General features: G+C 60.4%; 10 protein-coding genes. 5 read left to right on the plus strand and 5 right to left on the minus strand.

The annotated features are described in order from the left end of the window. The first annotated feature begins 107 nt into the window (after window positions 1-107). Window positions 108-2,240 (plus strand): GumC family protein, encoded by a 2,133-nt coding sequence (locus tag OVA00_RS06460; RefSeq protein ID WP_192372658.1) that lies wholly within the window; start codon window positions 108-110, stop codon window positions 2,238-2,240. A gap of 367 nt (window positions 2,241-2,607) precedes the next feature. Here OVA00_RS06460 and OVA00_RS06465 read toward each other — a convergent pair whose 3' ends face one another. Beyond that, the gene (locus tag OVA00_RS06465) at window positions 2,608-3,957 is read right to left on the minus strand and encodes a lipopolysaccharide biosynthesis protein (RefSeq protein ID WP_234824584.1); all 1,350 of its coding nucleotides are present in this window, start codon (window positions 3,955-3,957) and stop codon (window positions 2,608-2,610) included. Window positions 3,958-4,258: 301 nt separating this feature from the next. On the opposite strand from OVA00_RS06465, the gene OVA00_RS06470 reads away from it, so the two are divergent. The 4 genes from OVA00_RS06470 to OVA00_RS06485 all read left to right on the plus strand — a co-directional run bounded on the left by OVA00_RS06470 (window position 4,259) and on the right by OVA00_RS06485 (window position 8,338). After that, window positions 4,259-5,578: a polysaccharide biosynthesis/export family protein gene (locus OVA00_RS06470; RefSeq protein WP_090427291.1), complete on the plus strand. Its 1,320-nt coding sequence runs from the start codon at window positions 4,259-4,261 to the stop codon at window positions 5,576-5,578. 170 nt (window positions 5,579-5,748) lie between these two features. Continuing rightward, a complete protein-coding gene (locus tag OVA00_RS06475) occupies window positions 5,749-6,423 on the plus strand; it encodes a PIG-L deacetylase family protein (protein ID WP_371273607.1) in 675 nt (224 codons plus the stop codon). Window positions 6,424-6,460: 37 nt separating this feature from the next. Then, the gene (locus OVA00_RS06480; protein ID WP_268088375.1) at window positions 6,461-7,669 is read left to right on the plus strand and encodes a DegT/DnrJ/EryC1/StrS family aminotransferase; all 1,209 of its coding nucleotides are present in this window, start codon (window positions 6,461-6,463) and stop codon (window positions 7,667-7,669) included. A 78-nt stretch (window positions 7,670-7,747) separates the two neighbouring features. Beyond that, entirely contained in the window at window positions 7,748-8,338 is a 591-nt protein-coding gene (locus OVA00_RS06485; protein WP_060520987.1) for a sugar transferase, read from the plus strand. Here the strand turns inward: OVA00_RS06485 and OVA00_RS06490 are convergent. The 4 genes from OVA00_RS06490 to cysD form a co-directional block, all read right to left on the minus strand. Next, window positions 8,304-9,677 carry an O-antigen ligase family protein gene (locus tag OVA00_RS06490; protein ID WP_112772862.1) on the minus strand — a complete coding sequence of 458 codons (1,374 nt, stop codon included), beginning with the start codon at window positions 9,675-9,677 and terminating at the stop codon, window positions 8,304-8,306. The two genes, OVA00_RS06485 and OVA00_RS06490, sit on opposite strands and share 35 nt — an antisense overlap. Before the next feature lie 75 nt (window positions 9,678-9,752). Beyond that, window positions 9,753-10,562: a 3'(2'),5'-bisphosphate nucleotidase CysQ gene (gene cysQ / locus OVA00_RS06495; protein ID WP_112772861.1), complete on the minus strand. Its 810-nt coding sequence runs from the start codon at window positions 10,560-10,562 to the stop codon at window positions 9,753-9,755. Window positions 10,563-10,615: 53 nt separating this feature from the next. Further along, window positions 10,616-12,505, minus strand: a complete 1,890-nt coding sequence (cysN, locus tag OVA00_RS06500; protein WP_112772860.1) for a sulfate adenylyltransferase subunit CysN — start codon at window positions 12,503-12,505, stop codon at window positions 10,616-10,618. Next, window positions 12,505-13,404 (minus strand): sulfate adenylyltransferase subunit CysD, encoded by a 900-nt coding sequence (gene cysD / locus OVA00_RS06505; RefSeq protein ID WP_112772859.1) that lies wholly within the window; start codon window positions 13,402-13,404, stop codon window positions 12,505-12,507. The genes cysN and cysD overlap by 1 nt, the downstream gene beginning before the upstream one ends. Window positions 13,405-13,457 lie beyond the last annotated feature (53 nt).

A 13,457-nucleotide genomic window follows, 5' to 3' on the forward strand; every position in this document is an offset into this window, starting at 1 on the left:
GCGTGCTTATACTTCTTTCACGTCAGGTATTTCTATCAAATTTATATGTTAGGGCTCTCATGCTGACCATCGATCGCAAAGTCGAAGCGCCTCCAGGGCGAGGCCAAATGCCTGCGGTTCAGTATCGGGAGGCGCGCGTTGCGCCGCGCGGATATGGCATCCGCGATCTGTTCGAGCTTTTCCGCCGGTATCGCGTCGTCTTCTTCTCGCTGCTGGGATCTGCGTTGCTTGCGACGCTGTTAACGGCCGCATTGCTGCCGCGCTCCTATACCGCAGCTTCGGCCATCGTTTTCGACCGCAACGACGTCCGCCCCTACGAGGCGCAGGTCGAATTGCGCAAGCTCGAACGCGACCGGTCGGTGATGGAAACGGAGCTGGACGTGATCCGCTCGCGCGTCTTCGTGGGCGTCGTCGTCGATGCGCTCAACCTGGTCAACGATCCCGATTTCAACACTTACCTGCCTGAAATCCGCAGCGATCATGAGACGTTCCTGCAGTCGTTCTTCGCCAACATCTCCGAGCTCATTTTCGGCACGCCGGAAGAAAGTACCCAGAAGGAGCGGCTGATCTCGGAAAACGTGCAGCGCAACCGCGCCATCTCGACGCTGCTGAACTCCTATGTCGTCACCCGTACCGGGGAAAGCCTCGCGCTGACGATCCGCGTGGTGCAATCGAACCCCTTGAAAGCGGCCACGATCGCCGATGCGCTCGCCGAGCAATATCTCTCCTGGACGGCGAAAAAGACCGAAGAGGCCACGAACAACACGGTTGCGTACTTGCGCGGCGAGATGGCCAACAGCGCCACCCGAATTGCTGGCATGGAGCGCGATATCGCCGCCTTTGCCCGCGACAGCGACCTGACCTTCGATCCGCAGGATGATGTTCTAAGAGCCCGCATGCTACAGCTGAACGAGCAATATGTGACCTTGCGCGTCGAGGAAGCGGGCGCGGTTGCGAAATACAACGAGGCCAAGCAGTTGGTGTCTGCGGACGGCAAGGAATTGGCCGGCGGTGCGCTGATTTCGACGCAGCTTGATCAGTTGCGTGCTGAAGAGGCGCGGCTCGAGCGCACGCGTGCGCAGCTCGGCGCCAAGTTCGGCAAGAACCACCCGCTGGTCCTCGACGCCACAAACGAGCTTGAGTCCGTGCGCACCATGATCGGCAACGAGGCGCAGCGCCTCGTGCACGAACTGGCAAACAATGCCAAGGTGGCAACAGTGCGCGCCCAAAAATTCCAGACGGAACTGAGCGCGCTGCAGGACAAGGTCCAGGGGCGCAACCTTGCCGAAATCCGTCGGCGTGAACTTGCCCGCGACCTTCAGTCGGAACAGGCGATCTATGACCAGATCGTGCTCAGGCTGGGCGCACTCAACCCCGAAAGAGGCGAGTACAAGCCGACCGCACGGATCGCGTCCTATGCGGAAGTGCCGACGAAACCGACGTTCCCGAATAACACGCTAGTGATCGTCGCCGGCAGCATCGGGGCCGTTCTGCTCGCGGTCGTGGGGGTGATCATTTCGGACTCCCTGGAGAGCAGGCTGTACCTGCCGCGCGACGCCGAGCAACTGCTCAACCGTCCGAACCTTGCCAGTGTGCCCGATATGCGCAAGCGCTTGCGGAATGCGTCGGCCTTTTATCACTACATGCTGAACAATCCGGAGTCGCCGGCGGCGACCGCCATGCGCACGCTATGCATGGCCTGGCTTACGATCGACCATGAGGCGGGCGGCAAGGTGGTGATGTTGTGCTCGCCGGCGCTTGGAGACGGCAAGACTACGGTTGCGCTCGGCATGGCGACAATGGCAAAGGTCGACGGACTGCGCCCGATCGTCATCGACCTTGACATGTCGGCGCAGAGCGCGCCGAACATTGCCGGTGCCAACACCAAGGATACCGCCATCACGGCGCCGCTAGAAGGCAAAGTCGATATCAAGAGCCGGATCGCGACGTCGCCGGCCTATCCCCACCTTGAGTTCATTTCGGTGCGGCCCGGCCTGATGAACCTCGATGTCCTTTGTGCCGAACTGCGCGACAGCTACGATCTCATCATCGTCGACGCGCCGGCCGTCGAAGAAAACGAAGGCGTGATCTGGCTCGCGTCGCACGTCGATTCCGTCATTCTGGTCTGCCGCTCGGGCGGCACGACGGATCGCCAGCTCGCCAATGTTCAGCAACGGTTGTCACTGAACCATGCGGTTATTCTCGGCAGCGTCATGAACTACTGCGACCGGTCGGAGTAGGCGCCGCCGTCAGGCCGGGTGGGAAGGGCCCTCGCAACTGGCGAGCGCCGACGGCCAAAGCCGCCTAAGTCGGTCATTTAATCGGCCCATCGTCAAATTGCGAAAGTCATTATGTTCGACAGTCGCGTCCGTTGCCGGCTCGTTCGAGCGCGCGTTGGCCTGGCTTCGTGTCGAAGCAGCTTTCGGTGTGCGGTGATCGTCGCTAACGTCGGCGTCCGGTGCAGCCGCTTGGGCAATGTTCTTGTTTCCTCAGGTCGGCGTAAACTCGTCGAAGGTCAGTGCGACACATGAGTTCGCTCGCGTCGATAGGGGGCGGGTCAGGCTGACTGACGCTGAGCCCGGCAAACGGAAACCCGATTACCCAAGGTCACCGCTTAGTGTCCAGCTTGCGGCGATAGGCGATCGCCATCTGCACAAACCAGACGCCGGACATCACGATATGCGCAACGTTCGCGCCCACGGCACCGACACGTGGGATGAGGGCGATTGCCGTGAAGAGGAAGAGGACGCCCCCAAGAAGCGCGCTTTGCAGCAGGATCTTTTCGTGTCCCATAGCGAGAAGGGCCGAATAAAGGGTTCTGCCGCAAAGAAACATGATGACGGCGACGAACTGCACCATGACGAGAGTGGCGGCCGCCTCGAAACCCGGGCCGGCCGTCACGCGCAGCACCCATTCAATGGTCAGGTACGCGCCGACGAGGGCGCAGACGCCGAAGGCGAAGAGCAGCCATGCTGTCTGGCTGACGGTCTTTCTAAATTCGTCTATCCCCTCGGTTGCCCAGACGCGCGAAAGATCCGGATAGAGCACGGCCTGAACCTGCTCGCCCGCCTGCTGCGCGATTTTCGCCACCCGCTTGGCGATATGGTAGAGGCCGGCAGACCCGGGATCAGCGAGGTAACCGACAAGAAGCGTGTCGAATTCGAAGGCGCAGGCTTGGATGATAAGCGCCATGTTGGTCCACAGCGAGAAGCTCCAGAAACCGGGGAAGCGGGTCCGGATATCGCCGAGCGGAACCCACATGACGCCGGTCAGCCCCTGCTTGCGCAACTCGCGGAAAGCCCAGACGGTCCTGTTCAGGCTGCTGCAGATCTGCGACGCCATCCACAGCAGCATGAACTCGAACAGCCCCCATCCGAGATAGACGCCGGCAAGGCACAGGAGGGCCCTGAGGATGCTGGCCGCGACCTGCCCATAGGCGACAATCTTGAAGCGGCCATAAAGCCGCATCACCGCCGTCGGCATGCCGGTTACCTGGAATGGCAGGACCGCGCAGTAGATCAGCACGAAGCGGCTCATCTCTTCGGAAATGCCGAAAAGCGGTCCGGCAAATAGCACGATCAGCACCGCCAGCCCCCATCCCGCAAGGGCGGTGGCGAGATCGATCAGCAGGCCGAATTTGAACAATGCCTTGAGGTCGTCGGTCTCGCCGACCTGAAGGGCCTTCGCCCCGTATTTGATGAGCGGCTGCCAGGAACGGAAGCTGACGAAGCGCTCGATGCCGCGAGTGTAGGCGAAGGACAGGGCCAGGAGCCCATAGTCGGCAGGGCCGAGCGCACGCGCCGTCAGGGCAAAGCCGGCCAGTCCGATGAAGGCGCTGGCGAAGTTGCCGGTCAGCAGGTGCGCTATGTTCTTGAGCCGTCCGTGGAGGTCCGCCTCGGCTTGCCAGGCTAAACGATACTTTCTTGTCTTTTTTAGTAGTGATTCCAATAATATCACAAAATTACATCCTGCTTCGAGGTTGCAATTACGTCTGTTTCATGGAAGAATGCTAATATGTGTTTTAGTGTTCTCGCACTGCGAGGAAAATTTGTTTCCCTGTTTCTGGGAAAATTTAATTACTTATCCATATGCAATTAAAAATTGTGCAGTGGAACCTGTTTTTGAAGCATATCATAGTGACCGAAAGAAATTACAGAGGTCTCGTAAAATAAATTCATCCATTGTTGGAGTTTAATTTCCGCTTCTTTTGGTGCGGTTGAACCACCGTGAAGTTCGGATTTATTCATTAGAGGGAAGCATGAAGTTTCCGGCTCAGACAATCTTTCGCATCGTCAGTCATATCGCTTTCGTCGCGACGGCGACGTTGTTGCTGACGGGTCCCCTTCACGCTGCCGGCGCATCGACCGCCAGTACGCCCAGCGCCACCGCATCGGGCGCTGCAACAGCGAGCGCCGTGCCCACGACCCAGGCGGCGCCCGCCGCCTACCGGGTTTCGGTCGGGGACGTGCTGTCCTTCGACATATTGGATGATGCCGAGTTGCCGACGTCGCTGACGATTGCGACCGATGGAGCGGCCGCATTTCCCTTGATCGGCGCGTTCAAGATCGAGGGGCGAACCATTCCTGAGGCGGTTGACGCCTTGCGCAGCGAATATCTGTCCCGCCAGCTGCTGACCGATCCGAAGCTGTCGCTTTCTATCGTAACGGTTCGCCCTGTGCTGATCCTTGGCGAAGTGCGCACACCTGGCTCCTTCGCCTATTATCCGGGACTGACGGTAGAGCAGGCCGTCGGCCTTGCCGGTGGACCACAGACGGCGATGAGCAATCCGGCTGACCGCATCATCGCCCAGGCGAAGCTGCGCGGCACGATCGAGGAAACGGATGTTGAGATCGTGCGAGAGGCGGTCTACACCGCCCGGCTTTACGCGCAATTACGCGGTTCCGAGAAGGTCGACCTCAAGGATATTCCGGAAAGCGTCAAGATGTATGTCGATGAAGTTTCGGTCGGTCCCGTGGTCGCGATCGAGGAGAAGATCCTGAAGACGGACCTGCTGTCGACAAAGAACCAGATGGAGATCCTCAACCAGAGCATCATGCAGACGGAGGCGAGCCTCACGATCCTCGACAAGCTCAAGGAGCAGCAGGAGGAGGTCGTCGCCCTCAACGAACAGGTTGAGGCGAGGACGCTCGCGCTCAGGAAACGGGAGCTGAATACGGAATCGGAGCTTTCACGGGTGAAAATGGCGACTTCGAGCGAAAAATCGCGATTGCTGGAGCTTATCTCCGAGATCGGGCGCTCCAACCGCGAGCTCGCGAACCTGAAGCTGCAGCTCGAAACCTTGAAGGCAAACCGCGAGAAGGAGATCCTGACCTTGCTCCAGGAGCGCGAGGCCACGCTCAAGAAGCTCGAAACGCAGCGTCAGTCAACCAAGGAACAGATGGTCCTGATGGCTGCTGCCGAGGTCGATTCGAGCAAGAACGAACAGGTATCGTTTCTCTACAAGATCGATCGGGAGACCGGTCGCGGCGAGGCCAAGACCCGGCAGAGCATCGAGGCCACAAAAGTTACGGCTGTGCTGCCTGGCGATGTCATCTTCGTATCGATCGCCGGCCTGTAGCTTCGGAATAATAGGGGCTTCGGCCGTGCATAGATGGAGAGTTGCGTGAGGGGCGAGTTTGCATGTGGGCTGACGTCGGGCTTTGACGACGAGGATGACCGTCATTGTCGGGAAACAGTTCTGAGATCGGCGGCGATCGGGGTGTTGGCGAGGGCAGCAGGATGAGCCTGATGGAAACGCTCGGACGAACGCTGGTCATCGCACCGCATCCCGACGACGAGGTTCTGGGCGCCGGCGGAACGATGGCGCGGCTGGCGGCGCAAGGAAGCGACGTCTTCGTGGCTGTTGTCACAGAGGGAAAACCACCGGCCTATGATCGCGCCTCGGTGGAAGCCGTTCAAGCCGAAGCCCATGAGGCGCATCGGATTCTCGGGGTCAAGGAAACGCGCTGGCTGGGTTTCCCCGCCGCAGCCCTTTCCGAAACCTCCCATTCGGCGCTTAACGCCGCGCTGTTCGAGCTGGTGCGCTCCATCGCCCCGCAAACGCTGATCATCCCCTTTGTCGGCGACATGCATGTCGATCATCAGTTGATCTTCCTGTCGTCGATGGTGGCCGCAAGGCCGCATCAGCCCGGCTATCCCAAGGTGATCCTGGCTTACGAGACGTTGTCGGAGACAAACTGGAACGCGCCTTATGTGACGCCGGGCTTCGCACCGAATGTGTTTGTCGACATCAGCGACCATATCGATCGAAAGCTTGCGGCGATGAAGGCGTTCAAGTCCCAGGTTCGGGCGGCGCCGCATGAGCGCAGCCTCGAGACCTTGAACGCGCTCGCCACATTGCGCGGCGCAACCGTGCTGAAATCGGCCGCCGAGGCCTTCGTGATGGTGCGGCAGGTCATCTGATATTTCCGGAGTTTTCAGTTGAGCGAGGGAGCAAGCTGTGGCGACGTGGCCGGTATATGACGAGGAACAGATTGCGGATGTTGCCGCGGTGTTAAGGTCGGGCAAGGTGAATGCCTGGACCGGGCCGCACGTTGCAGCCTTCGAGGAAGCCTATGCCCGTGCACTCGGGCGCAAGCACGCCATCGCGCTTGCGAACGGTACGCTTGCGCTGGAGCTGGCGCTTTTCGCGCTCGGTCTCGAACCCGGCGACGAGGTGATCGTGACGCCGCGCAGTTTCGTCGCCTCGGCGTCGTGCGTTTCGTTTTGCGGCGGCGTTCCCGTCTTTGCCGATGTCGACGAGAACAGCCAGAACATCAGCGCCGCAACGATCGCACCGAAGATCACCAACCGGACAAAGGGCATCATCGCGGTCCACCTGGCAGGCTTTCCCTGCGACATGCAGGAAATCATGGCCCTCGCCAGACAGGCCGGACTTTGGGTGATCGAGGATTGCGCGCAGGCCCACGGCGCGGAGATTGACGGCAAGCCGGTCGGAAGTTTCGGCGATATCGCCGCGTTCTCCTTTTGCCAGGACAAGATCATCACGACCGGCGGCGAGGGTGGGCTGATCGCTCTTGACGACGAGGCACTGTGGAAGAAGGCCTGGAGCCGTAAGGACCACGGCAAATCCTATGACGCGGCGTTCCTGCGAGAGCATCCGCCGGGTTTCCGATGGCTGCATGAAACGATCGGCACGAACTGGCGCATGACATCGCTGTCGGCCGTTCTCGGCTCGAGGCAATTGGAGCGCCTTCCGGCATGGCACGCGACAAGGTCTCGCAACGCTGCGATCCTCGACGAGGTGGCCCTAGAGCTTGCAGCGTTGCGCGTACCGACGTTGCCGAAGGGATATCGCCACGCGTACTACCGCTACTACGCTTTCGTTCGGCCGGAGGCATTGAAGCCCGGGCACGATCGCGACTGGATTGTCGCGGCGATGAACGCGGCAGGTGTGCCGTGTTTTTCCGGAAGCTGCTCGGAGGTCTATCTGGAGAAGTGCTTTACCGATCTTGGGCTTTCGCCGTCCGAGCGGCTCCCGGTCGCACGAAGGCTGGGCGAAACCAGTATCGCGCTTCTCGTCGATCCGGCGCAGAGCGAAGAGGCGATGATCAAGGCCGCCCGCTTCCTGCATGCCGTCGTCACCGAAGCGTCTCTTCCCGCTCTGGGTCAACGCGCGCCGGTGCTTGAAATGGAAGCGCGGGCATAGAACCGCGATTTCGGAAACGGTCGAGCAGCCGCGACGCGGTTGCCCGGCCATGTGCCGACCGGTGCATGGGAGTTGAAGATGAAGCGGTGCTTTGACATCGTCTTTGCGTTGGTCGCGGGCCTCTTGAGCCTGCCGATCATGCTGGTGGTCGGGATTGCGGTCGCCATCTGGCTTGGGCGGCCCGTGTTGTTTTACCAGACCCGGGCGGGGCTCGACCGGCGTCCGTTTCGCATGATGAAGTTTCGGTCGATGTCGGATGCGCGAGACGCCGAAGGCCGCCCCCTCAGCGACGCCGAGCGCACGGGACGGTTCGGGCTTCTGCTTCGCCGGACGCGCCTGGACGAGTTGCCCGAGTTCTGGAACATCCTTATCGGCGACATGAGCCTCATCGGCCCGCGGCCGATCCTTCCGGAGACGATCGACGCGCTGGGCGAGCGCGGGGTTCGTCGCTGCAGCGTTCGGCCGGGGCTCACCGGCTGGGCTCAGATCAGCGGCAACGCCATTCTTTCGAACGACGACAAACTCGATCTTGATCTCTGGTACATTGCCAACCGATCAGCCTGGGTCGATCTCAAGATCATCGCCGAAACTGTTCTGGTGATGATCCTCGGGGATCGGATCAGCGAACGCCGGCTCAGCGCGGCACGCCAGAGCGTGCCTGAGCGATAAGATCCTTCTGCCGCAGTTCGGGTTGTGGCACCGGTTCGGGTTGGGCAAAGGCGTCCGACGTCGCTTTTGCCGAAGCTGAGAGCGCGATGTAGGCGCAGGCAAGGGCCACGGGCAAGACGAGCGGGAAGGGCCAGAAGCGGCTATAGGCGTGCGGCACGGCATTCGCGACCAACAGCAGCATGGAGACGTTGGCGACGATGCAGCCTGCAAACGGTCGCCCGCCGGGAAGCCGCGCCACGGCCAGCGCCGGACCGAAGGCCGAAAGCAGCATCACCAGAAGACCGACCGCCGAGATCAGCCCGCCTTCCGTCCACAGGAGCAGATAGAGATTATGAACCGGCTGGTGAATGGCGCTCGCGATCCGGTACTGGTCCGCGCCGACGCCGAGCAGCAAGGTGCTGTCGGTCATGTTCATCGCTTCATAGATCAGATCGACGCGATGATCGAACGTGCCGGCCTGGCCGATGTCGCCGCTTTCGAGCGCTCCGAGCACGCGTTTCTGGAATGCGGCCGGAAGATAGTCGCGGGCGGATGTGAAGACTGCGAGAACGATGCCGGCCAAAAGGACAACGTTGATGATCAGCCGCTTCCAGTTGACGCCGATGATAGCAAATACGCTCATGCCGAAGACAAGGGCGATGAGGCCAGTGTTGGAGCCGGTCAGCACGATCCCGTAGATCAGGATAAATAGGGCAAAGACGGCATAGATTCGGTTGAGCCGCTTCGTCGTGATCAACACAAGCAGGATCGGGACCGCGAGCGCTATCACCGCCGCGCACTCGTTTTCACGCTCCATAAGGCCGCTGAAGCGGCCGTTGCCGCTGACGAAGTTCGTGTTCGTGCGGCCATCAATATGGATGAGATAGATGCCCTGGAAACAAAGGACGAGGATCGAGAACACATAGGTCTTCGCGAGCAGCACCAGCTGATCGAGCGTACGACCGCTGAACAATAGCACTACAAAGAGATAAGCGTAGAGATATTGGGTGACGACGACGATGCCGCGCATCGGATCCGGGCCCGCGATGCTGCTTACCAGCAGGCCGGAGACCAGCATTGTCAGCCCCAGCCACCACAATCCGCTGCTAACACGCCCGAAGAGCTGAAGATCGATATTGCGGTTGAGTAGCGCAAAGCAGAAGCAAAGAAAGGCGAGGAAATCGGCGACCGTAAAGTTCGTATCGCCGTAGCGAAAATAGTTCATCGAGCAAAAAAAGACGGCGCCGACCAGCAGAAGGAACTCGATCTTTTTGGTGAGCACGATGCCTGGCGCATCGCGGCGAGCGGCTTCGCGGCGAGCAGCCAATCCGGCCGAAAGGGTATGGTTGAACATGTTCATGGCATGCCGTCACCTTCAACCAACACAAGGCCGTGCGCTCGAACGTCGTCTTCAGGCATTCTAGACTTTCTCCCTTTAGTCTGCTTCCTTTTCGCAGGCTTCCGGCCCGCAATCACGCCCCCAGCCGATGAACCCTGGATTGGCGAAATCGCAATCATTTGCCTGACGCCGCTTTCCGTAGCGGAACGGTTGCCCGTCAAGCGTCGTGACGCGCCCGCCGGCAGCGCGCAGCACGGCATCACCGGCGGCCGTATCCCATTCCATCGTGCGACCGAAACGGGGATAGACATCGGCGAGCCCCTCGGCCAGCAGGCAAAATTTGAGCGACGAGCCGACCGACGTGCAGTCGCGGATTGCGTTCTGCTCCAGAAAATCCGCCGTCTCGGCATCGCTGTGCGAACGGCTGGCAACCGCGGTCAGATTTTCAGGCCGTTCTCGACACCGTATTTCCGTGGTCCCGGTGATGGCAAAGTCGGCGGTCACCTGAAACTTCTTCGCCCGTCCCCCTTCTGCGACATAGCCAACGAGCCGAGCGGGCGCAAAGACGACGCCAGCCACCGGCTCGCCGTCGCTGATCAAGGCGATGTTGACGGTGAAGTCACTTCGCCGGTTGATAAATTCCTTCGTTCCGTCGAGCGGGTCGACGAGGAAGAAGCGCTGGCCCTCGATCTCGGGCACTGAGCCTGCCGCGACGGCTTCCTCGGCGACCACCGGGATATCGGGGAATGCTCGAGCCAAAATGGCAAGGATGATCTCTTCGGCACGCCGGTCCGCTTCGGTGACCGGCGAACGGTCGGCTTTTTCATCGACCGTGATATCACGCGCATAGACGTCTAGAATGGCCTTGCCAGCCTCTATCGCTGCGGCCGTGAGCGTATCGATCATTATCTTTCTCCGTACTGCCGCTGGGAGCGTCGTCTGCCGCGCCGGACTGGTCGTTATTGATTGTCCAGGTAGGCCTCGATTTCGCCTGCAAGCGCCGTGACTTCGCGGCCCACGGTGTGCAGGTGGATTTCCGGCCTCTCCGGGCGCTCGTAAGGCGAACTAATGCCCGTAAAGTTGCTGATCTCGCCGGCGAGCGCCTTCTTGTAGAGGCCCTTGGGATCGCGGCGCGCGCATTCCTCGATCGGGGTGTCGACAAAAATCTCGATGAATTCGCCCGGGCCGAACAATTCGCGGGCCATGCGGCGCTCCGAGCGGAACGGCGAGATGAACGAAACGAGCACGATTAGGCCCGCTTCGGTCATGAGTTTCGCGACTTCGGCCACGCGTCTGATGTTCTCGACGCGGTCTTCTTCGGTGAAGCCGAGATCGCGGTTGAGGCCGTGACGGACATTGTCGCCGTCAAGCAGGAACGTGTGCTTGCCCCGGGCGTGCAGCATTTTCTCGACAGTGTTGGCGATCGTCGATTTGCCCGAGCCGGAGAAACCGGTGAACCACAGCACGCGCGGCGTCTGATGATTGAGCGCGGAGCGGGCCTTCTTGTTGATGTCGAGGGCCTGCCAATGCACGTTGAGCGCGCGACGCAGCGGAAAGTCGATCATGCCAGCGCCGACCGTGGCGTTGGTGAAACGATCGATCAGCACGAAGTTGCCGGTGGTCCGGTTGTCCTTGTAGCTGTCGAAGACGATCGGCGCCTGGGTGGAGAGATTGCAAACGCCGATCTCGTTCATGCGCAGCGATTTTGCCGCTTCCTCGGCGAAGGTGTTGACGTCGATCTGGTGTTTGAGGCTGGTAATCGTCGCGCTGACGCTGTCGACTTCCGTGCGCAGGATGTAGCTGCGTCCGGGAAGCATCGCATCCGGATGAAGCCAGATCACGTGCGCCATAAACTGATCGGCGACATGCGGCCGATTTTCCGGCGGCACGAGCATGTTGCCGCGTGAGATATCAAGTTCGTCCTCCAGCACGAGCGTGACAGACTGGCCCTCGACCGCGCGCGCAAGCTTGCCGTCATAGGTGACGATTTCCTTGACCCGGGTGAGCTGGCCGGATTTTGCCACCGCGAGCGGATCGCCGACAGCTATGCTGCCCGATGCCACCTGGCCGGCAAAGCCGCGAAAGTCGAGATTTGGGCGAAGGACCAGTTGCACCGGGAAACGGAATTCCGCTTCGGCTGCCTCTTCCTCGATCGGCACCGTCTCGAGATGCTCCAGCAATGTTGGACCGCCATACCAGGGCATGTTTGGCGAACGGCTCGTCATGTTGTCGCCAAAGCGCGCCGAAATCGGGATCGGCGTGATCGTCGAGAAGCCGAGGTTCTCGGCAAAGGCCCTGTAGTCGGCGACGATCGTGTCGAAGACCCTGCGGTCAAAACCGACGAGGTCGATCTTGTTGACGGCAAGTACGACATGGCGCACCCCGAGCAAGGACGCGATGAAGGAATGGCGCCGCGTCTGCTGAAGAATACCCTTGCGGCTGTCGACGAGCACGACTGCAAGGGCCGCCGTGGACGCCGCAGTGACCATGTTGCGGGTATACTCCTCGTGCCCCGGCGCGTCGGCCACGATGAACTTGCGGCGCGAGGTAGCAAAGAAGCGATAGGCAACGTCGATGGTGATGCCCTGTTCTCTTTCTGCCTCCAGGCCGTCGATCAGGAGTGCGAAGTCGATGTCGCCGTTGTTTGCGCTGGTGCGTTTGGTCTCGCGCTTAAGTGCTGCGAGCTGGTCGTCGAAGAGCAGCTTGCTATCGTACAGCAGGCGGCCAATCAGCGTCGACTTGCCGTCGTCGACCGAACCACAGGTCATGAAACGCAGAAGCGATTTCTTCTCCTGTTTGGCCAGATATTCGAGCACGCTGCCCGGTGTTGCGGGAATGCTGGCGGTCATCAGAAGTACCCCTCCCGCTTCTTCTTCTCCATCGACGCGGTTTCGTCCGCGTCGATCAGGCGGCCGTGCCTTTCCGACGTGCGGGCGGTCAGCATTTCGCGGACGATGTCCTGGAGTGTCGTGGCGTTGGATTCGATCGCAGCGGTGAGCGGGTAGCAGCCAAGCGTGCGAAACCGCACCAGGCGCTGCTCAACCTTCTCGTCCGCATGGAGCGGCATGCGCTCGTCATCCACCATGATCAGCATGCCGTCCCGCTCGACGACCGGACGGCGTGCGGCGAAGTAAAGTGGCACGATCGGGATGTTTTCCTTGAGGATATATTGCCAGATGTCGAGTTCCGTCCAGTTGGACAGGGGAAAGACACGAATGGATTCGGATGGGCCGACGCGCGTGTTGTAGCTCTTCCAGAGCTCGGGCCGCTGGTTCTTCGGATCCCAGGCGTGCTGAGCGTTGCGGAAGGAGAAGATGCGCTCTTTTGCCCTGCTCTTTTCCTCGTCCCGCCGCGCCCCCCCGAAGGCCGCATCGAAGCCGTATTTGTCGAGTGCCTGGCGCAGCGCAATCGTCTTCATCACATGCGTATGCACGTTGGAGCCGTGGGTGAAGGGGTTAATCTGCTGCTCGAGGCCGTCGCGATTAATATGAACAAGCAGGTCGATGCCGAGTTCGGCCGCAGTCCGGTCGCGAAACTCGATCATTTCTCGGAATTTCCAGGTGGTGTCGACGTGGAGGAACGGGAAAGGCGGCTTGCCGGGATAAAATGCCTTCATCGCCAGATGCAGCATGACGGAGGAGTCCTTGCCCACCGAATAGAGCATGACCGGTTTCGCAAAGGTCGCGGCGACCTCTCGGAATATGTGGATCGCCTCGGCTTCCAGGCGCTGCAAATGAGTTAAGGACATCGGTGCTAATGCTCCAATATTGCAAAAAAACTTGAACCCTCAATTATATATTG

The organism is Ensifer sp. SL37 (assembly GCF_026672675.1).
GTDB lineage: Bacteria > Pseudomonadota > Alphaproteobacteria > Rhizobiales > Rhizobiaceae > Ensifer > Ensifer adhaerens.